We start from the raw sequence: 19,798 nt of genomic DNA, 5'->3' as shown, positions 1-19,798 counted from the left end.
GCGGAGCCGGCCTCACGGATCCGTGTTCAAGCTGGAGACAAGGCTCGAATGCGATGCTCGTCCTGCGGGCGTCGTGAGCGCACCGAGGCATGCATCATGGAGCTGAGAACCAGCACGTGTAGAGACCCAAGAGGACGTCATGGTATCGCCGAGATCAGACAGCATTCCCAATGAGGCCAACTGTCCTGTCCATCTGGAGATCCTGGCCCTCCTGCTGCGTTCCGACGACGCGACGAAGCAGGCGCTGATCCGCGAGATCCCGGGGCCGACCCGCGCCCGCCTCGCGTTCTTCTGCTACAATCGCGTGCATCTGCGCGGCCTTGCCTTCCAGATCACCGCGCTGTGCGAACTGGCCGATTTGCGGACCATCGCCGGTGCCAAGGGCGACCTTCTCTACAGCCAGGCCACCGAGCAGGGTCTGTTCGAGGATGGCGAGGGCGGCCCGCGGCGCCACAAGGGCGTGACCCTGGCGCGGACCGCACGCGGCTGAGGCCGACAGGCGGTCTTCAGTTCCCGGCTTCGGTCAGTTCTTGTCTTCAGGCAGCGGCGGCAGCGGCAGCGCCGCGATCCCTTCCTCGCCGAGGCTCTTGACCTCCTGCGGCGACGCCTCGCCGTAGATCTGGCGCTTCTCGCTCTCGCCGTAATGGATGCGGCGCGCTTCCTCGGCGAATTTCGGCCCGACATAATCCGACTTGGCGCGCAGCTCCCGCGCGATCGCCTGCAGCTTGGCATAGACCGCTGCCGCATCGCCGCCGGCATAGCGGGCCTCGGCCGGCGCCGCCGGGCCCTCGGCCACCGCCTGCGACCGGTCGCCTGCCGCGCCCTGGCGCCCGGACTTGGCAACCGCCGGCTTCATCAGCGCCTTGGACACATCCGTCGATCCGCAGACCGGGCAGGACACCAGCCCGCCCGCGGCCTGGCGCTGGAAATCCTCGCCGGAGCGGAACCAGCCGTCGAAGGCGTGGGAGGCGGGCTGACAGCGCAGCGCGAAACTGATCACTCGGCCGCCTCGCGGGCACCGGTCACCGCCACCTCGGCATCGCCGACGGTGAAGCTGCGGGCATTCTTCAGGTTCGGCACCTTGCCGCGCGCGGCAGCGACAGCCGCCGTGTCGATATCGGCGAAGGCGACGCCCGGTTCGTTTCCAGCGACCTCGGCGATCACCGCGCCCCAGGGATCGACGATCAGCGAATGGCCGTAGGTCTCGCGCCCGTCCTCGTGGCGGCCGCCCTGTGCGGCGGCGATGACGAAGGCGCCGTTCTCGATGGCGCGGGCGCGCAGCAGCACATGCCAGTGGGCCTCGCCGGTCTGGCGGGTGAAAGCGGCGGGCGCGGTCAGGATCTCGGCGCCGGCCAGCGCCTCCTCACGGAAGAGATGCGGAAAGCGCATGTCGTAGCAGATGGCGAAGCCAAGCCGCGCGGTCCCGTCGGCAAAGGCGAGATCGGCCAGCACCGCCGCGCCGCCGGGGCGATAGGTGCGCGATTCCCGCCAGCTCTCGCCATTGTCGAGATCGACGTCGAACATGTGGATCTTGTCGTAGCGCGCGATGCGCCGGCCGTCCGGCGCGAAGAGCAGCGCCCGGTTGGCGACGCGCCCGTCCTCGAGCGCCACGGCGATCGAGCCGAGATGCAGATGGATGCCGTGCCGCCGCACAAGACCGCTGGCGGTGGACACGAGGAGATCGTCGTCTTCCGACCGCAGCCGGTCCATCAGCGCCGCGCGGTCACGCTGCAGCATGCCGGTCATCTCCGGCGACTGGACGTAATGCGCGCCGCCCGCGACCGCTTCGGCCACCAGCGCTTCCAGCGCCGCGGCGTTGTCGGCCGGCTCGCGGCCGGAGCGCATCTGCAGAACCGCGGCACGAAACGTCGTCATGGCATGTCCTTCAAGAGGCTGGCCTTCTCAAGGCTGGCCGTCCGAGGCTGGCGCCCCGTCAGGCGGCCAGCAGCGAGTCCAGCTTGCCGGCGCGCTCCAGGGCGTAGAGCTCGTCGCAGCCGCCGACATGGGTGTCGCCGATGAAGATCTGCGGGAAGGTGGCGGCGCCGTTGCCGCGCTCGCGCATTTCCTGGCGCAGCTGCGGCGAGGACGAGGCGTCCTTCTCCTCGTAGGCCACGTTCTTCTGGTCGAGAAGCTGCTTGGCGCGCGAACAGAAACCGCAGAGCTGTCGGGTGTAGATCGTCACATTCGGCATGGAGTGTCATTCCCAGCTGGTTGAGGACCAGCATATGGCTTCACTCGGTGCCGGTCGCAACCCTTGCGAAGGTGAGCACGTCGACGTCGCGGGCCCCGGCCCGCTTCAGCGCCCGCGTCGCGCTCGCGACGGTGGCGCCGGTCGTATAGACGTCGTCGACCAGCAGCACCCGCTTCCCGTCCAGCTCCTCGCGGCGGGTCTCCACCACCTGGAAGGCGCCGCGGACATTGGCCCGGCGCTGGGCGGGGCCGAGCCCGACCTGGCTGCGCGTCGCCTTCACCCGCTTCAGCGACAGCGGCGAGAAGGACAGCTTGGCGCCGCGCGCCACCAGCCGGGCGATCTCCGCCGACTGGTTGAACCGCCGCCGCCACAGCCGGCCCGGATGCAGCGGCACCGGCACGACGACCTCCGCATCGGCGATCAGCTCGGCCCCGGCGCGGCTCATCCAGCCGGCCATCAGCGGCACCAGATCGGTGCGGTCGGCATATTTCAGCGAGCTGACGAGGCGCGCCGCCAGGTCCTCGTAGAGCACCGCGGCACGCAGCCGGGCGAAGGGCGGCGGCTCGGCGATGGCCTCGGCCGAGAGGAACCCCTTGCCCAGATCATAGGCGAAGGGTAGCCCGAGAACCTCGCAATAGGGACGTTCGATGAAACGCAGTTTCGGCCAGCAGGCGCAGCACACCGTGCCGGAACCGGTGACCGCCGCCTGGCAGCCGGGACAGACAGGCGGAAAGAGCAGCCGGCCGAGGGAGCCGGTGATCGCCGCTGAACCGCGCCTGAATAAGCTCATCGTTCCGCCCGTCCCTGGTGCGCAGTGCCCGCAGGGCGGATCGGCTTCCTCCTCGATACGCGAAGCCGGTCGCGCCTCCCTGTGCTTGACGATACTCCACCTGCGACAAGCTACAAGCGCCTGTCGCCGCGCCCGACCAGATTGACCGAAGCCGAGAACCCCATGCCCGACGCTCCCGACCATATCGTCTTCGACCGGGCGCTTCTCGACCGCCGCCGCCGGCGATGGCACGCCGCCGCGACCTCCGACAGCCCGCGCTTCCTCCTCAAGGCCATCGCCGCCGAGCTCGCCGACCGGCTGTCGCTGGTCGACCGCAGGTTCGAGACCGCCGTCGATCTCGGCGGCCATACCGGCGAGATGGCGCGCTTTCTGGAACAGGGCGGCCAGGCCGGCCGCGTCCTGCGGATCGAGCGCCTACCCGCCCTTCTCGGCGAAAGCCCCATGGCCGTCGTCGGCGACGAGGAAATGCTGCCGCTCGCCGCCGAGAGCGTCGACCTGATCGTCTCGACCCTGTCGCTGCACCTGACCAACGACACGCCCGGCGCCCTCGTCCAGTTGCGGCGTGCGCTGAAGCCCGACGGGCTCTTCCTCTGCGCGCTTCTGGGCGGCGGCACCCTCAACGAATTGCGCGCCTCGCTGTTTGCGGCGGAAGCCGAACTCCTCGGCGGCGTCTCGCCGCGCGTCGCGCCCTTCGCGGATGTGCGCGATGCCGGCGGCCTTTTGCAGCGGGCCGGCTTCGCCCTGCCGGTGACCGACCAGGACCGGCTGACGGTGCGCTACGATTCCCTGTTCGAACTGATGGCCGATCTGCGCGCCATGGGCATGGCCAACATGCTGGTCGAGCGCTCCCGCCGCCCCGCCTCGCGCCGGCTGTTCCTGCGCGCCGCCGAAATCTACGCCGAACGCTTCTCCGATCCGGACGGCCGCATCCGCGCGACCTTCGACGTCATCTATCTCTCCGGCTGGCGCCCGCATGAAAGCCAGCAGAAGCCCCTCAAGCCCGGCAGCGCCAGGGCAAGCCTTGCCGACGCCCTGAAGGATCGCTCCGACAAGCTTTAGGCGGCGACGGCGTCGCGGCGCCGAAGTAGCCTTCGAGGATCGCTCGCGCCTAGAAGCCGTGTTGCCGAAGCGCGTGGGCGATGCCGCGCTTCAACGATCCGTCCTTGTAGGGAAAAGCAGCGAAGAAATGCGCCCGCGAGAGGCCGCTGCGCCGGTTGCGGACATCCCGCGCCCAGGCGGCCGCTTCCCGGTTGTCGCCGTTCAATTCGCGCGCCACCAGCGCAATCAGGGCGATCAGCACATGGGCCCCCGGCGCCCGCGCCGCCCGATCGCCCCAGACGGCCGCCTCGGCGGTCTGGCTGCGGCTGAGGCAGATCAGCGCCCAGGTCCCGAGCATGGCATAGCGGAACGGGTCCAGCGGGCTCAGCGCCAGAGCGCGATCGACATTGTCGCTGCCGTCGAGATTGCGTTCGGTGATCGTATCGGCCCATGCCCTCGCATAGAAACCCTGCGCGTAATTCGGGCTGAGTTCGGTCGACCGGTCGAGCCAGGGCAGGCTGGCGTCGATGTCGCCCGCCAGCCAGAACGACCGGCCCAGGGCGAAATTCGCGAAGGGATCGACCGGGTCCAGCTCGACGCTGCGCTCGGCACATCGCCGCGCCTCGGCCCGGTCGTGCTTGCGGTCGCCATAGCGCAGGAACGCACCCTGGAAATTGGCGGAGGACAGGCCCGCATATCCCCGTGCGAAGCGCGGCTCCTTCTCGATCGCCAGCGCGAACAGGCTCGTTGCGGCCGCATTGTCCTGTCGGTTGAAGCGGTAGAGATGCTTCAGCCCGAGATGGTAGGCCGCCCAGGCGTCGAGGTTCTCGGGGCCCGAAAGGGTCGCCAGGCTGGCCTCGTTCAGCGGGATCCGCACCTCCAGCGCGGCGACCACCTCCGCCACCACCCGCGCGCGCACGGCATGCACGTCGTCGATCTTCGCGTCGATGTGGTCGCCCCACAGGATGCTGCCGCTGCGCGTGTCGACCAGTTCGACGATGATCGTGATCGAGGAGCCGAAGATCTCGACGATCCCCGACAGGCAATAGCCGACATTCAGGAGACGGCCGATCTCGTCGACATCGACCTTGGGCGTCCGGAACCGGAAGGACGAGCCGCGGGCGATGACGTCGAGCCAGCGCAGCCTTGAGAGCGAGGCGATCAGATCGTGGGCGACCGCCTCGCCGATGGCCCCGTAGGCGCCCGGCGTGCCGATCGCGCGGAACGGCAGCACGGCGATCGACGGCCGGCCGGCGGGAAGGCCGCGTGTCGCGCTGTCCACCGGGTCGGCGGCAACGGGCGGCGCGACGACGATCGCCACCTCGCCGACGAAACGGATGCCGCGACCGTGCAGCGTGCGGATCAGGCGCTGCTGGCGTCCGTCGTCGCCCAGCGCCCGCCGGGCCGACTTGATCCGGCTGGACACCGCGGCGTCGGAGACGGCCCGTCCGTCCCAGATCTTCTCGACGATCTCCTCCTTGGAGACCATGCGCTCGGAATTCTCGACGAGAAGCAGGATAAGGGCAAAGACCTGCGGCTCCACCGCGACGCGCTGGCCGTCGCGTCGCAATTCGCCCTTCATGGGCTCGAGTTCGAACGGTTCGAAGACGTATCGCATCGACCTGCCTTGCGGGCAGCGTAACCCGGCAGGAGCCTAGCACATCTCCACGAAATCTCCGGGCGCTCTCCACGCCGCCTTCCAGCATCGGCCCGCGGCGCGCGCTAAGCCGTGTGGGTCGGCCCGGTCCGACTGCAGCCGACCCCAAGCAATGGAGAACGGATATGCCGCTTGTCGATATTCAACTCATCGAGGGCGTCTTCACGCCGGAGCAGAAGAAGGAGATGATCGAAACGGTCACCGATGCCATGGTCAGGATCGAGGGCGAAGCGATGCGCGGCGTCACCTGGGTCCGGATCCAGGAGCTGGCCAGCGGCGAATGGGGCATCGGCGGCAAGGCGATCACCACCAACGACATCCTGGCGATGCAGTCCGCGAGCGCGCTCGAACACGCGTGACGCGGACGACGCCCGGCCGAGACGGACAGCATCGCCACCGGCGGTGCTGTCCTCGCATGCCAGGGTCGAAGCGTGGAATGCGATCACGGGCGTTGCCTGCCCCGGGGTGGCGGGCGCCGCGCCGATGCGCCCTGCCCCCGCGCAGCCCTCAGCCGTCGCTTCGGCGTCCCCCGTCGAAGATCGCGGCGAGATCGGCATCGTCCAGGCGGCGGATCGCGCCGGGCGCGAGGTCGGCCGGCAGGCTCAGGCCGCCGACGGATTCGCGATGCAACGCCTCGACATGATTGCCGGTCGCCGCGAACATCCGGCGCACCTGGTGGTAGCGCCCCTCATGCACCTCGAGCAGCGCCTCCTGCGGGCCGACGACCTCCAGCTCCGCCGGCGCCAGCGGTTTCTCCTCGCCCTCCAGCATCAGCGTGCCCGCGGCAAAGAGCGCGGCCTCGTCGCCGGTCATCGGCCGGGCCAGATGCACGCGATAGCGCTTGGCGACATGGCGCTTCGGCGAGATGATGCGATGCAGGAGCTTGCCGTCGTCGGTCATCAGTAGGAGGCCGGAGGTCTCCTTGTCGAGCCGGCCGACCGTGGAGATGGCCGGGTCGCGGCGGCGCCAGCGCTGCGGCAGGAGATCGTAGACCAGCGGTCCCGCCTCCTTGTGCGAGCAGGTCACGCCGAGCGGCTTGTGCAGCATCAGCGCGAAGCCGGGCAAGGGATCGAGCGCCTCGCCGTCGACCACCAGCCGCGTCTCCAGATCGGGCGTCAGCGCGATCCGTTTGTCGGCGTCGTGGAAGGCGGCGCCGTCGAGCCGGATGCGACCGTTCTTCGCCAGCATCTGGATCTCGCGCCGCGAGGCGTAGCCCATATTGGCGAGCAGCCGGTCGAGCCGCGATGTCGGCGTCTTGCTCACTTGCGCGCCTCGAAGATCTTGTAGCCGGCCTCGTCAGCCAGCGGCTTCACGCTCCTGAAGCTGGTCCGCAGCACTTCCTCGTAGGGCATGTGCCGGTTGGCCACGAGATACAGCGTGCCGGACCGCCGCAGCATCCGCCCCGCAGCCGTGATGAAGGCCTGGCCGAGCCCGCGATCCTCGATGCCCTCGCTGTGGAAGGGCGGGTTCGAGACGATGAAGTGGAGATCGCTCAGCGCCGTTTCGCGGGCGTCGGCCCAGACGAAGCGCGCCCGCGGATCGGTGACATTGACCTTCGACGCCTCGACGGCGCGGCGGTCGATCTCGACCAGCGTCAGCTCCTCGACCGCAGGAGAAGCCAGGACGGCCTGCGACAGGACGCCCAGACCGGCGCCGAGATCGGCGCCGCGGCCGGCGAGCTTCGGCAGATGGCGCAGCAGCAGCGACGTCCCCGGATCGACCCGGTTCCACGAGAAGATCCCCGGCTGGGAGTGCAGCCCGATCTCCTCGACCGTGACGGGCGCGCCCGCCGCGATGGCGTCTTCCAGGCCGTGCAGGGTCTCCGGCCGCACGAGCGAACAGACGCGCTGGCGCGACTTGTAATGCTCGGCGACGTCGCATCCGAAGGCTTCCAGCTCGCCGCGCAGGCGCTGGCCGCCCTTGTCCTTGGCCGCCAGCACCGTCATCGCGCCGCCGGGCGCCAGCGTGCGCAGGGCATGGGCCAGGACGAAGCGCCGCTCGATGGAGCCGGGGGGCGCGGCGATCACCAGTTCGGCGAAGGCCCCGTCGGGCTTGGCCTCCAGCGCCTCGGCGCCGGGCCGCAGCGGCGACAGCTGCACGGCGCCCGCCGGCACGTCCACGAGACTGGAAAGCGGCGCGCCATAGACGGCGCTGCGCAGCGAGGGGGAAGGATCAAGTTTCGTCACCGCCGTGCCATAGCAGCTTTGACGCCCCGGCAAAAAGCGGTTTGGCGACAGATCGGCTACGGGCCTGCGGATTGCCGGGGCGATAGCGGGGCGAACATATCAGAACCCGCAGAGGCTGTAACTGCTAGACTGTAGCGCGGACTTTCATCCTGCATATAAACGCTGCGAACCCAAGCATAAGGTCTACTCTACCGCCTTGAACTGACGTCCTCGGGAGGGACGTTGCAGCATTCGGGCCAGTTCCATCATGCTGCGGCGGGCGCGCAGATGGATGCATACCAACCGATTGCGCGACGCGGCATTTGTCTATTCCGTTATGGACAAGTTTATGCTGTCGGCCTCCTCCCTCCGCTCCACCCGAATGTCCACAAAGCGCGGCTTGTAGACCTCATCACCAGTCGCGAAAGCGTAGTCGTAGACAGTAATGAAGAGGTGCTCGGCTCCCTCTTGGTCATTGCGCAGCGAAAAAGCTTGATCGACCAATACCCGGCCGAATCCCTCGCCGCGACCTCCGGCTTCACCTGCGATGTCCTCAAGAATGTAGCAATCCTCTCCATCATGCGATTCTACGAGGATCGCCACGAATGACGGCCGACTGACCGGTTCTTCCACGAATATCTCAAAGAGCTTCAGCGGGAGCGGCAGACTGCCTCTCAGAGCCGTCGGTTGTGCAACGGCAGGAAGCTGACGCAATTCGATATTGTCGAGCAGTCCGCTACCCTCGCAGCTGGAATTCAAGTTGGCTGACAGGGCTGGAACGGAAGCGCAGAGGGAGACGGTAACGGCCATCAGTGCTTGTGATCGAAATCTCAAGACATACCTCCACTCACCCCAATAACCGCATTCGATGGACCATATCCGGTCCCGCCTGCTGATCGACTATCTCGGATACTACACTAAGAACTGAATTTTGTAACCCTGCATCATATATTTGCATCCAGTTGTGTCTGGAGTAGTAAGCAACGGCTAGCGGCAGAAGCAGGAGTCTCGCTCGTCGCGAGATGGGATTCGAAGAAGGCAACGAATCTGGCCAGGTGCTTGATACAGCAAGGTGGCCTTAAGAGGCTCCACCCCCCGGGTTATTTTACGCCGCTGATTCGCCCAGCGCCCTCAGCAGCTGCCGAGGCGGCGGCCATCGGCGTAGATCACGCACGGCGCGGCATCGACCGGCTGCAGGACGCTGCGGCGGAGCGTGTATTCGCTGGACTTGGCGACGGAGCCCGTCGCCATCATGTCGAGATCGGGACGATTGTCGCCTGCCACATAGCTGGCGCTGCGCTCGGCGATCGGCGGCACCAGCAGCGACAGGAACACCGCCAATGCGCCGAAGAGCAGCGTGGCGCGGAACAGACCGGTGCCCGTCCCCGGCGTGTCCGACGCCGGCTCCTCGATCCGATCCTCGTGCCTGTCGATCGTGCGCATGGTCCCCTCGCAAGGCGGAAGTGAGGGTCCGATCATGCCAGCGGATGGTGAAGGAGCCCTTAAGCCGGGGATGTGCGCCGCCGCGCACCCGGCCTTGCGCCGCGCGACGGCCCCGCCGAAGCCCCGGCGGGACGGCTCAGAGCAGCTCGATCAGATGCGGGATCAACGGCTCGTCGGCCGGCGGCATCGGATAGTCGCGCAATTGTGCCGGCCGGACCCATTTGAGCCGCTGGCCCTCGCGCGGCATGGCGATGCCCTCGTAGCGCCGGCAGACATAGAGCGGCATCAGGAGGTGGAAGTCGTCATAGGAATGGCTGGCAAAGGTCAGCGGCGCCAGGCACGCCGCCTTCGTCTCGATGCCCAGCTCCTCGCGCAATTCGCGGATCAGCGTCGCCTCGGGCGTCTCGCCCGGCTCCAGCTTGCCGCCGGGAAACTCCCACAGGCCGGCCAGCGCCTTGCCGGCGGGCCGTTCGGCGATGAGGATGCGGCCGTCGGAATCGACCAGCGCGCAGGCGACGACCAGCAGCAGGCGCTGCCCCGGCCCGCTCACGCGCCGCCGCCCGGCGGGGCGCGGTAGACGTAGCGATAGGCCTCGTTGAAGCCGAGCGAACGATAGAGCGACAGGCCGGCCGCATTGTCGGCCTCGACCTGCACCCAGGCGGTCTTGGCGCCCTTGTGGGCGGTATAGCGCAGCGCCGTCTTGACGAGGTCGCGGCCGACGCCGCGCTGACGCTCCGTGCGATGCACGGCGACGTCGAGCAGGCCGGCCAGATCGTTGTCGTGGATCGCCAGCGCCACTGCGACCGGCGAGCCGTCCTTGTTCTCGCGGATGAACAGCCCCGTCGGCGGGCGGATCGATTCCAGCACGCCGGTCAGTCCCGAGCGCAGCGCGGCCGCGCGCTCATGCACCGCCAGGCTCGCCTCGACATAGCGGCTCATGTCGCGGATCGGGATGCGATCCACCTGCCCGGCGAGGTCGAGACTGTCGAGATCGGCGGTCATCACCAGGGATTCGTCGAAGCGCGACCACCCCTTCTCGTCGAGATGGGCGACGAGGTCGGGCGGCGCCAGCGGCGACTGGCGAACCATGATCGAGCGGCCATGCTCGGCAAAGGTCTTGGCCGCCCGCTGCAGGCGCGAGGGAATGTCGGAATTGTCGGACGGGTCGAGCGGATTGACGGAGTTCAGCCGCTTGGCCGGGAACGAGGCGGTGACGCGCACCGCCCAGGTGCCGTCGAACCCGGTCGAGGAAGCGGGCCAGGCGCGAAAGCCCGCCGCCTCCAGGCGTCGCACCACGGCCAGCTGCCGCATCTTCTCAGCTTCGGTAATCGCCATTGATCGCGACATATTCCTTGGTGAGATCGCAGGTATAGACGGTCCAGCGCCCCTGCCCGAGGCCGAGATCGACCCGGATCGGGATTTCGGCATGGCGCATGACGGCCGCCGCAGCGTCTTCCGAATAGTCCGGGTCGCGCTCGCCGTCGACGGCGACGCGGATGTCGCCGAAATGGATCGCCAGCCGGTCGCGGTCGGCTTCTTCGCCGGCCTTGCCGACGGCCATGACCACGCGGCCCCAATTGGCGTCCTCGCCGGCGACGGCGGTCTTGACCAGCGGCGAATTGGCGATCGACAGGGCGATGCGCTTGGCCGCCGCGTCGCTGGTCGCGCCCTCGACGGTGACCTGGATTTCCTTGCGGGCGCCCTCGCCGTCGCGGGCGACCTGCCGGGCGAGATCGAGAAGCAGCTCGCTCAGCGCCACGCGGAAACCGTCGAGCCGCGGATCGTCGGCGGTCTCGATCGTAGCGCCGCCCCGCGCCGCGGCCGCGCCGGTGGCGAACAGCAGCAGCGTGTCGGAGGTGGAGGTGTCGCCGTCCACGGTCACGCAGTTGAAGCTGGTCTTCGTCCCCGCGGACAGGAGCGCCTGCAGCACGTCCTGCGGCAGGGCCGCGTCGGTGAAGACGAAGGACAGCATCGTCGCCATGTCGGGGGCGATCATGCCGGCGCCCTTGGCGATGCCGTTGATCGTCACCGTCACCCCGTCGATCGCCACCTGGCGGGTGGTGAGCTTGGGATAGGTGTCGGTGGTCATGATCGCGTCGGCCGCTGCGCGCCAGCCGTCGGCACCCGCCGTTTCCGCAAGACCGGCCAAAAGACCGGTGAACTTGTGGGCGTCGAGGGGCTCGCCGATCACCCCGGTCGAGGCCAGGAACACCTCGCGCGGCGTCGCACCCACGGCGTCGGCGGCGGCCTCGGCTGTCGCCTCCGTCGCCTGCCGGCCGCGCCGGCCGGTGAAGGCGTTGGCATTGCCGGAATTGACCACGACGGCCCGCGCCGTGCCGCCGCCGAGGCTCGCCCGGCAATGGTCGACCGGCGCCGAGGGACAGCGCGAGGTGGTGAAGACGCCCGCGACCGCGGCCGGCGCGTCGAACACCATCATCAGGACGTCGGTGCGCCCCTTGTACTTGATCCCCGCCGCGGCCGTGGCGATGCGCATGCCGTCGATCGGCGGCAGCGCGGCCAGTTCCGTGGGGGCGAGAGGCGAGACCGGGGTGGACTGGGCCATGGGGATCGCCGACCGCTTACTGCTCGGCAGGCGCGGCCGGAGCGGCCGCGGGATCCATCGACTTCTCCAGCGCCTCGACCTGGCTCTTCATCGCCGGATCGACATATTCGACCGGCAGCTCGTCGCGGGCCTTCTGGACGAGGCCCATATATTTCTCGCGCAGCACGACCTGGCGGACCTGGTCCTTCACCGCGTCGAATTCGGGCTTCGGCGCCTCGCGCTTCTCCTCGACCTTGATGACGTGCCAGCCGAACTGGGTCTGGACCGGCTCCTTGGTGTAGGTGCCCGGCTCCATGGTGAAGGCCACCTTCTCGAATTCCGGCACCATCTGGCCGGCGCTGAAGAAGCCGAGGTCACCGCCCTCGGGGCCCGAGGGACCGGTGGAGCTCTCCTTGGCGAGTTCGACGAAGTCGGCGCCGCCGTCGAGCTTGCCGATCACCGCCTTGGCCTCTTCCTCGGTCTTCAGGAGGATGTGGCGGGCATGGACCTCTTCGGTCGCTGGCATCGCCGCGACTTCCTTGTCGAAGCGGGCCTTCAGCTCTTCCTCGGTGATATTGGCGACGCCGTTGCGGGCGAAATAGGCGTTGTGCAGCGTGCGCTCGCGCAGGAAGTCGATCTGCGCGGCGACCTCGGGGTCGTCCTGCAGCGTCTCGGCCTCGGCCTGGCGGGCCAGCACCTTGATGTCGATCAGCGCCGACAGGACGGCGAGCTTGCGCTGGTCGGCCGGCAAGCGGGCGAACTGCTCGCCGACCTCGGCCGCGGCCGCCTTCAGGTCGCGTTCGGTGATCTCTTCCGATCCGACCCGGGCGACGACGTCCTCGTCGGCGGCATGGGCAGCGGTGCCGAAAGCGGCGAAGACCAGCGCGCCGGCCAGAAGGGTCGAACGAAAAGCGGTGTTCATGGCAAAGAACGTCCTTGCGATAGCGTTGGATGGGCAGTCCGAGGGAACGGGAGAGAGGGCCGAAGGTGCCTGCGGCAAGAGATGCAGCCGCTTCTGTTCGTCCCGCCTCGACGGCGCGGTCGCCTCCCGGGCGCGCCGTTGACATCGGTTTGGCCCCCTCTTATCTCTCGCGCCAACCGAAAGTCCAGCCGACTTCCGCAAAGTTTGAAGCCTCCCGAAATTCTGCAAGTTGGTAGGATCGGTGGCATCGGCCTGCAAGCCGGCCACGGCATCGACGGTGCGATATCTTTTGGAAGGACCGGTTATGGTCAGTATTGGCGGGCTCGCCCGTAAGTTGTTGGGTTCGGCGAACGACCGGGTCGTTCGACGCTACGACGCCCGGGTCAAGGCGGTCGCGGCACGCGAAGCCGACATCGCCGCCCTCACCGACGACGAGCTGCGGGCGCGGACCGAGACGTTCCGCAGCGAGATCGCCGCCGGCAAGACCGTCGACGATCTGTTGATCGAGGCCTTCGCCGTGGTGCGCGAGGGCGCCAAGCGTGCCCTCGGCATGCGCCATTTCGACGTCCAGATGATCGGCGGCATGGTGCTCAATTCGGGTGCCATCGCCGAGATGAAGACCGGCGAAGGCAAGACCCTCGTCGCCACCCTCGCCGTCTATCTGAACGCGCTCGAGGGCAAGGGCGTCCACGTCGTCACCGTCAACGACTACCTCGCCCGCCGCGACGCGGAATGGATGGGGCGTCTCTACCGCTTCCTCGGCCTGACCGTCGGCATCATCGTCCACGGCATGTCCGACGAGGAGCGCCGCGCGGCCTATGCCTGCGACGTCACCTACGCGACGAACAACGAGCTCGGCTTCGACTATCTGCGCGACAACATGAAGTACGAGCGCAGCCAGATGGTCCAGCGCGGCCATCGCTACGCCATCGTCGACGAGGTCGATTCGATCCTCATCGACGAGGCGCGCACGCCGCTGATCATCTCCGGTCCGCTCGACGACCGGTCCGAGCTCTACATGACGATCGACGGGTTCATCCCGCAGCTCGACAAGAGCGACTACGACATCGACGAGAAGCAGCGCACGGTGACCTTCACCGAGGACGGCACCGAGAAGCTGGAGCGGCTTCTGGAGGCCGCCGGCCATCTCGTCGGCGATTCGCTCTACGACATCGAGAACGTCGCCATCGTCCACCACGTCAACAACGCATTGAAGGCCCACGCGCTGTTCCAGCGCGACAAGGACTACATCGTGCGCAACGACGAAGTGGTCATCATCGACGAGTTCACCGGCCGCATGATGCCGGGACGCCGCTTCTCGGAAGGCCTGCACCAGGCGCTGGAAGCCAAGGAAGGCGTCACCGTCCAGCCCGAGAACCAGACGCTGGCCTCGATCACCTTCCAGAACTATTTCCGCATGTACGACAAGCTGGCCGGCATGACCGGTACGGCCCAGACGGAAGCGGCCGAGTTCGGCGACATCTACGGCCTGGACGTCATCGAGATCCCGACCAACCTGCCGATCCAGCGCATCGACGAGGACGACGAGGTCTATCGCACGGTCGAGGAGAAGTTCCGGGCGATCAGCCGCGAGATCCAGGACTGCGCCAAGCGCGGCCAGCCGATCCTCGTCGGCACGACCTCGATCGAGAAGTCCGAGCTTCTGGCCGAGCGCCTGCGCAAGGACGGGCTGAAGGACTTCCAGGTCCTCAACGCCCGCTACCACGAGCAGGAGGCCTATATCGTCAGCCAGGCCGGCGTGCCGGGCGCGGTGACGATCGCCACCAACATGGCCGGCCGCGGCACCGACATCCAGCTCGGCGGCAATGCCGAGATGCGCATCGACCGCGAACTCGCCGACATGGCCGAGGGACCGGAGCGCACCGCCAGGGAAGAGGCCATCAAGGCCGACATCAAGCGGCTGAAGGAAATCGCCATCGAGGCCGGCGGCCTCTACGTGCTGGCCACCGAGCGCCACGAAAGCCGGCGCATCGACAACCAGCTGCGCGGCCGCTCCGGCCGCCAGGGCGATCCGGGCCGCTCCAAGTTCTATTTGTCCCTGCAGGACGACCTGATGCGCATCTTCGGGTCCGACCGCATGGATTCGATGCTGACCAAGCTGGGTCTCAAGGAGGACGAGGCGATCGTCCATCCGTGGATCAACAAGGCGCTGGAGAAGGCCCAGAAGAAGGTCGAGGCCCGCAATTTCGACATCCGCAAGAACCTGTTGAAGTACGACGACGTGATGAACGACCAGCGTCGCGTCATCTTCGAGCAGCGCATCGAGCTGATGGATTCCGAAGAGCTCGACGAGGCCGTGGCGGACATGCGCCACGCCACGATCGAGGGCATCGTCTCGCGGCACATTCCCGAAAAGGCCTATCCCGAGCAGTGGGAGACCGAGGCTTTGAAGGCGGAGACGCTGGAATACCTCAATCTCGACCTGCCGATCACGGAATGGGCGAACGAGGAAGGCATCGCCGAGGACGACATCCGCGAGCGCATCCGCGAGCATGCCGACCGCGCCGCCGCCGAGAAGGCCGAGCGGTTCGGCCCGCAGGTGATGACCTATGTCCAGCGCAATATCGTCCTGCAGACGCTGGACGCCCTGTGGCGCGAGCATCTGGTCAATCTCGACCATCTGCGGTCGGTCGTCGGCTTCCGCGGCTACGCCCAGCGCGATCCGCTGAACGAGTACAAGTCGGAATCCTTCGAGCTGTTCGAGGCGATGCTGGGCAATCTGCGCGAGCGCACCACCTCGCAGCTCACCCGGGTCGAGATCGTCCAGCCGGAGCAGCGCCAGCCGGCACCGCAGGTCCCGCCGATGGAAGCGCATCATGTCGACGCCACGACCGGCGTGGACGAGATGGGCGACGGCGCCGCGCGGCTGACCGCCAACTTCACCCCGGCCGCCGCCGACGGCCTGCGCCGCGATCCGGAGAACCCGGACAGCTGGGGCCAGGTCGGCCGCAACGAGCCCTGCCCCTGCGGCTCGGGCAAGAAGTTCAAGCACTGCCACGGCGCCTTCGTCTGAGGCAGACCGCAGCGACAGCATCGAGGCCGCCGGATCCGAAAGGTCCGGCGGCCTTTTTCGTGCCGTTGGCCCAGAGACGCTTGTCCGACGCGCGGGCCTGACGCGGATCAGGTCACCGGCCTCTCGCCAGACCACCGCCGCGCGCGATGGCGAACGCGAACGCCAGGCCTTCCCGCCCGAACGCGAAAAAGCCCGCGACGGATGCCGCGGGCTTTTCCTAAACCGGATGGTTCGGCAGGGCCTGATCGCCCCGCCGCCGTCCGGCTGCGCTATTTCAGGAAGCTCGAGAAGATCGAGCCGCCGCCACCGCCGACGCGGTTGCCTTCGCGGTCGTAGCCCTCGCGGCGATGCTGCTCCTGGGCATAGGCCTCGGGCGTGATCGGCTGGCCGGTGCGGTAGCTGAAGGTCGAGGTCTCGGCGAAGTCGCTCGGCGAGAAGCTCGAGGCGATCTTCTCCTCCTCGGCATGGTCGGCTTCCACCTTGGCGACGACCTGCGCCGGCAGGGAGAAGTCCGGGCAGGCGCCCGTCGCCGACAGGCCGGCGACCGTCTCGGCGCTCTGGTCGAAGACGTAGCGGCGGTCGCAGACGCCGACATTGGGCTGCTGGCGGGTCATCTCGAAATAGTCCGAGCCCTTCTTCAGCATCTTCCAGAAGTCATAATGCTCGGAATTGCGGTGCCGCGCCATGTTCTTCGGCGTCATGCGGAAGGGATAGGCCTGGATCTGGAAGGCGCGCTGGCCACCCTCGAACGAATGGCGGGCGAGCGAATAGATCTCCTGCACCTGCTCGTCGTCCATGGCGTAGCAGCCGGACGAGTTGCACGAGCCGTGGATCATCAGATGCGAGCCGGTCCGGCCATTGGCCCGGTCATAGGTGTTCGGATAGCCCATGTTGAGGGCGAGATGGTAATTGGAATTCGGGTTCAGCTGGGCCGGGGTCACCGTGTAGAAGCCCTCGGGCGCCTGGCGGTCGCCTTCCTGCTTCTTCGGGCCGAGCTTTCCGGACCAGGCGCAGATCTCGTAGGTCTTCAGAAGCGCGTAGCTGCCGTCGGTCTTCTGCTTCCAGACCTCGAGGTCCGACTCTTCCTTGTAGAGGCGGACGAGGATCGGCGACTTGACGCCCATTCCGTTGGACTTGATCGCCTGCACGAGAGCGGCCGGCAGCGGCGCTTCGGCGGGCAGCAAATCTTCGTACTGGCAGGCGGAAACTGCGAACATGGCTGTCGCAAGCGCGGCGGCCGTCACGAGGCGTCGAAACAACATCCCCTCATCCCCATCGCATTGACGGCACTTCGGCCGTCCCCACTCGGACCGGCGCCTGCGAAGCGCCCGGACCATCGCGGCGGCCATATCCCAGTCGGATATCCCGTCGCATGCCTTTCCCCGTTCTGCCGCAACCGTCGTTAAGCAATCGTTAATGTTCAAAATTAGATCGATTGCCGACGACAGGCCGGACGACGACAGGCTGCGTTGATTTCGCCCCTCACCTTACGTCGTCCGGGAGCATCCTTGCAGAGCTTGAAGCCCAAGGGAACGGGAGGGCGTTGCCGCCCGGCAACAGGCTTTAGAGATTCCGCCCGATGGCGAGGAACTTTTCGCGACGCTGGCGGCGCAGGCCGTCACCGTCGAGTTCGGCCAGCTCGGCAAAGGCGGCGCGCACGCGCTCGGCGGCGGCCGCGATGCCCTCGGCGGGCGCCCGGTGGATGCCGCCCAGCGGCTCCTCGACGATGCCGTCGATGATGCCGAAGCCGGCGAGATCCTGCGCCGTGATCTTCATCGCCTGCGCCACGTCACGGGCGCGGGTCGCGTCCCGCCACAGGATCGAGGCGCCGGCCTCCGGCGAGATCACCGAATAGATGGCGTGCTCGAGCATCAGCACCTTGTTGGCGGTGGCAATGGCGATGGCGCCGCCCGAACCGCCCTCGCCGATGACCAGCGAGACCATCGGCACGCGCAGATTGAGGCAGGCCTCGGTGGAGCGGGCGATCGCCTCGGCCTGGCCGCGCTCCTCGGCGCCGATGCCCGGATAGGCGCCGGCGGTGTCGACGAAGGTCAGCACCGGGATCTGGAAGCGCTCGGCGAGTTCCATCACCCGCACCGCCTTGCGGTAGCCCTCGGGCCGGGCCATGCCGAAATTGTGCTTCAGGCGGGTCTGGGTGTCGGAGCCCTTCTCCTGGCCGATGACCGCGACGGACTGGCCGTAGAAGCGGCCGAAGCCGCTGATGATGGCGTGGTCTTCCGCATAGAAGCGGTCGCCGGCCAGCGGCACGAAGTCGGTGATCAGGGCAGCGATGTAGTCGAGGCAATGCGGCCGGTCGGGATGGCGCGCCACCTGGGTCTTCTGCCACGGCGTCAGCTTGCGATAGAGATCGGCCAGCGCCTCGCGGGAGCGCTTCTCCAGCCGCTGGATCTCGTCGGTGACGTCGACGGCGTCCTTGCCCTCGATCTTCTTGAGTTCCAGGATCTGGCCTTCGAGATCGGCGACGGGTTTTTCGAAATCGAGATAATTATGCATGGGTGCGCGGCGTCGAGCCGTCCTTCGAGATTTTGGCGACCGGACGCGACGGCCGACTGACCGCAGGGCGCGCGGCGCACGTGGGTCTGGCCCGCATGCGCCCCGCCCGCGGCGCAACGTCTGTGTTGCGGCGGAAACTGGCCATGCGCCGCACCCTTGTCAAGAAAACCGTGCGGCGCATCAATGCCGGCTCTCGTCCGACAGGGGATGATGGTCGGTGACCAGCCGGATCAGCCGCTCTTCCAGGACATGGGTGTAGATCTGGGTGGTCGAGATGTCGGCATGGCCGAGCAGTTCCTGCACCGCCCGCAGATCGGCGCCGTTCTGCAGGAGATGGCTGGCGAAGGCGTGGCGCAGCACATGCGGCGAGATCCGTTCGGCGGGAATGTCGACGCGGGCGGCCAGCGCCTTCAGGTCGCGGGCAAAAGCCTGGCGGGTGAGGTGGCCGGTCTCCGACAGGGCCGGGAACAGCCAGCGTCCCTCCTCGCCGACGCCGGCGAGCTTCATCGCCTCGGCGAAGCGGGTCAGCGCATCGCGCGCCGCCTCGCCGATCGGCACCATGCGCTCCTTGTCGCCCTTGCCGCGCACCACGATCATGCGCTGGCGGCCGCGCAGCACGGCCCGCGGCAGGCTGACCAGTTCGGAAACGCGCATGCCGGTGGCGTAGAGCAGTTCGACCAGCGCATGCAGGCGCGCGGCCCGTACCCGCCGGGCCGGCGACTGCTCGGGATCGACCGCCTCGGCGGCGGCCCGGTCGAGCAGCCGGTCGACCTCGTCCTCGCTCATCACCTTGGGCAGCGGCCGCTTGCGGCGGGCGCCCTCGATCGGACCGGTCGGATCGTCGCTGCGCCGGCCCTCCACATAGAGGAAGCGGTAATACTGGCGCAGCGCCGACAGCCGGCGCGAGCGGCTGGTCTCGGCAAAGCCGCGGGCGGCGAGCCGGCCGACATAGGCGCGGATGTCCTCGGTGGTGGCGGTCATCAGCGAGCCGCCCTGCCCGGCCATGAAGCCGCTGGCGTCCTCGAGGTCGCGGCGATAGGCGGCGACGGTGTTGTCGGCCGCGCCGCGCTCGACCGCCATCATCTCCAGGAAGGTCTCGATGTCGGCGCCCTCGCGGGCCGAAAGCCCCGGGGCGGCAGGCGCGCCGGGGCCCGGCGCCGGGCTCATGGCCGCGCGCCGTCGCCCGTGCCGGCGGGCTCGGTGGACGGCATCGGAATCTCGACGGTGGTTTCCCGGCGGGTCGGATCGACGAAGTAGACGAGCGCCGCCATGATGCCGTAGATGATGGCCGCAAGGATCAGGAGCGTCGTCAGGAGGCGGACGAGTGTCGGCATCGCGGTCTGGCGAACTCACCTTGGTGTGGGCGTCCCTTGCAATCGCCCGCTTCTAACGCGAACGGGACGCAACGCAAGCGAGACGGGCAGCCCCTGACGGGGTAAACGGCGAACTTTAAGATTTCCTCATGTTTGCATACGGCAAGGGTGGGACGGCTGCGAAAGGCG

The 19,798-nt window shown here is 67.9% G+C and carries 21 protein-coding genes; 4 read left to right on the top strand and 17 right to left on the bottom strand.

Features of this window, described 5'->3' with window-relative positions; translation table 11 throughout:
• Positions 1–139 precede the first annotated feature (139 nt).
• Positions 140–490, top strand: coding sequence for a hypothetical protein (locus ACEQX1_RS02545; RefSeq protein ID WP_009210701.1), 351 nt, complete (start codon positions 140–142; stop codon positions 488–490).
• 33 nt (positions 491–523) lie between these two features.
• On the opposite strand, the gene ACEQX1_RS02540 is transcribed toward ACEQX1_RS02545, so the two are convergent.
• Genes ACEQX1_RS02540 through ACEQX1_RS02525 form a run of 4 tightly spaced genes read right to left on the bottom strand, consistent with a single transcriptional unit; the run spans position 524 to position 2,981 of the window.
• Positions 524–1,000, bottom strand: a complete 477-nt coding sequence (locus tag ACEQX1_RS02540; RefSeq protein WP_370193653.1) for a DUF1178 family protein — start codon at positions 998–1,000, stop codon at positions 524–526.
• Entirely contained in the window at positions 997–1,875 is an 879-nt protein-coding gene (locus ACEQX1_RS02535; RefSeq protein ID WP_370193654.1) for a carbon-nitrogen hydrolase family protein, read from the bottom strand. The genes ACEQX1_RS02540 and ACEQX1_RS02535 overlap by 4 nt, the downstream gene beginning before the upstream one ends.
• Positions 1,876–1,933: 58 nt before the next feature.
• A complete protein-coding gene (grxC, locus tag ACEQX1_RS02530; RefSeq protein WP_370193655.1) occupies positions 1,934–2,191 on the bottom strand; it encodes a glutaredoxin 3 in 258 nt (85 codons plus the stop codon).
• 40 nt (positions 2,192–2,231) lie between these two features.
• Positions 2,232–2,981 carry a ComF family protein gene (locus ACEQX1_RS02525; RefSeq protein ID WP_230784921.1) on the bottom strand — a complete coding sequence of 250 codons (750 nt, stop codon included), beginning with the start codon at positions 2,979–2,981 and terminating at the stop codon, positions 2,232–2,234.
• A gap of 162 nt (positions 2,982–3,143) precedes the next feature.
• On the opposite strand from ACEQX1_RS02525, the gene ACEQX1_RS02520 reads away from it, so the two are divergent.
• Entirely contained in the window at positions 3,144–4,040 is an 897-nt protein-coding gene (locus ACEQX1_RS02520) for a methyltransferase domain-containing protein (RefSeq protein WP_370193656.1), read from the top strand.
• Positions 4,041–4,089: 49 nt separating this feature from the next.
• On the opposite strand, the gene ACEQX1_RS02515 is transcribed toward ACEQX1_RS02520, so the two are convergent.
• On the bottom strand, positions 4,090–5,637 hold the full coding sequence (locus ACEQX1_RS02515) for a winged helix-turn-helix domain-containing tetratricopeptide repeat protein (RefSeq protein ID WP_370193657.1): 1,548 nt from the start codon (positions 5,635–5,637) through the stop codon (positions 4,090–4,092).
• A 164-nt stretch (positions 5,638–5,801) separates the two neighbouring features.
• Between ACEQX1_RS02515 and ACEQX1_RS02510 the strand changes: the two genes are divergently transcribed.
• The gene (locus ACEQX1_RS02510; protein WP_370193658.1) at positions 5,802–6,035 is read left to right on the top strand and encodes a 4-oxalocrotonate tautomerase family protein; all 234 of its coding nucleotides are present in this window, start codon (positions 5,802–5,804) and stop codon (positions 6,033–6,035) included.
• Positions 6,036–6,183: 148 nt separating this feature from the next.
• On the opposite strand, the gene ACEQX1_RS02505 is transcribed toward ACEQX1_RS02510, so the two are convergent.
• The 8 genes from ACEQX1_RS02505 to ACEQX1_RS02470 all read right to left on the bottom strand — a co-directional run bounded on the left by ACEQX1_RS02505 (position 6,184) and on the right by ACEQX1_RS02470 (position 12,748).
• Positions 6,184–6,939: a pseudouridine synthase gene (locus tag ACEQX1_RS02505; RefSeq protein WP_370193659.1), complete on the bottom strand. Its 756-nt coding sequence runs from the start codon at positions 6,937–6,939 to the stop codon at positions 6,184–6,186.
• Positions 6,936–7,862 (bottom strand): class I SAM-dependent methyltransferase, encoded by a 927-nt coding sequence (locus tag ACEQX1_RS02500; protein WP_370193660.1) that lies wholly within the window; start codon positions 7,860–7,862, stop codon positions 6,936–6,938. The genes ACEQX1_RS02505 and ACEQX1_RS02500 overlap by 4 nt, the downstream gene beginning before the upstream one ends.
• Before the next feature lie 306 nt (positions 7,863–8,168).
• Positions 8,169–8,651 (bottom strand): hypothetical protein, encoded by a 483-nt coding sequence (locus ACEQX1_RS02495; protein ID WP_370193661.1) that lies wholly within the window; start codon positions 8,649–8,651, stop codon positions 8,169–8,171.
• 321 nt (positions 8,652–8,972) lie between these two features.
• Positions 8,973–9,284, bottom strand: a complete 312-nt coding sequence (locus ACEQX1_RS02490; RefSeq protein ID WP_370193662.1) for a hypothetical protein — start codon at positions 9,282–9,284, stop codon at positions 8,973–8,975.
• 136 nt (positions 9,285–9,420) lie between these two features.
• A complete protein-coding gene (locus ACEQX1_RS02485) occupies positions 9,421–9,834 on the bottom strand; it encodes a (deoxy)nucleoside triphosphate pyrophosphohydrolase (RefSeq protein WP_009210710.1) in 414 nt (137 codons plus the stop codon).
• Positions 9,831–10,619, bottom strand: a complete 789-nt coding sequence (locus tag ACEQX1_RS02480; protein ID WP_024349891.1) for an N-acetyltransferase — start codon at positions 10,617–10,619, stop codon at positions 9,831–9,833. The genes ACEQX1_RS02485 and ACEQX1_RS02480 overlap by 4 nt, the downstream gene beginning before the upstream one ends.
• Complete coding sequence (gene argJ / locus ACEQX1_RS02475; RefSeq protein ID WP_370196474.1) at positions 10,600–11,847, bottom strand: bifunctional glutamate N-acetyltransferase/amino-acid acetyltransferase ArgJ; 1,248 nt, start codon at positions 11,845–11,847, stop codon at positions 10,600–10,602. The genes ACEQX1_RS02480 and argJ overlap by 20 nt, the downstream gene beginning before the upstream one ends.
• Positions 11,848–11,863: 16 nt before the next feature.
• Positions 11,864–12,748 carry a peptidylprolyl isomerase gene (locus ACEQX1_RS02470; RefSeq protein ID WP_244495381.1) on the bottom strand — a complete coding sequence of 295 codons (885 nt, stop codon included), beginning with the start codon at positions 12,746–12,748 and terminating at the stop codon, positions 11,864–11,866.
• 304 nt (positions 12,749–13,052) lie between these two features.
• On the opposite strand from ACEQX1_RS02470, the gene secA reads away from it, so the two are divergent.
• Positions 13,053–15,782 (top strand): preprotein translocase subunit SecA, encoded by a 2,730-nt coding sequence (gene secA, locus ACEQX1_RS02465; protein ID WP_024349888.1) that lies wholly within the window; start codon positions 13,053–13,055, stop codon positions 15,780–15,782.
• A gap of 269 nt (positions 15,783–16,051) precedes the next feature.
• Here secA and ACEQX1_RS02460 read toward each other — a convergent pair whose 3' ends face one another.
• From ACEQX1_RS02460 to ACEQX1_RS02445, 4 genes are all read right to left on the bottom strand, one after another.
• Positions 16,052–16,999, bottom strand: coding sequence for a L,D-transpeptidase family protein (locus ACEQX1_RS02460; RefSeq protein ID WP_370193299.1), 948 nt, complete (start codon positions 16,997–16,999; stop codon positions 16,052–16,054).
• A gap of 346 nt (positions 17,000–17,345) precedes the next feature.
• Complete coding sequence (locus ACEQX1_RS02455; RefSeq protein WP_370193300.1) at positions 17,346–18,296, bottom strand: acetyl-CoA carboxylase carboxyltransferase subunit alpha; 951 nt, start codon at positions 18,294–18,296, stop codon at positions 17,346–17,348.
• Between the two features lie 180 nt (positions 18,297–18,476).
• On the bottom strand, positions 18,477–19,463 hold the full coding sequence (locus ACEQX1_RS02450; protein WP_370196473.1) for a site-specific tyrosine recombinase XerD: 987 nt from the start codon (positions 19,461–19,463) through the stop codon (positions 18,477–18,479).
• Positions 19,460–19,630, bottom strand: coding sequence for a hypothetical protein (locus ACEQX1_RS02445; protein WP_370193302.1), 171 nt, complete (start codon positions 19,628–19,630; stop codon positions 19,460–19,462). The genes ACEQX1_RS02450 and ACEQX1_RS02445 overlap by 4 nt, the downstream gene beginning before the upstream one ends.
• Between the last annotated feature and the right edge of the window lie 168 nt (positions 19,631–19,798).

It is taken from the genome of Aurantimonas sp., from assembly GCF_964217435.1.
Classification (GTDB): domain Bacteria; phylum Pseudomonadota; class Alphaproteobacteria; order Rhizobiales; family Rhizobiaceae; genus Aurantimonas; species Aurantimonas coralicida.
This window is presented reverse-complemented; position numbering and strand designations above follow the sequence as displayed.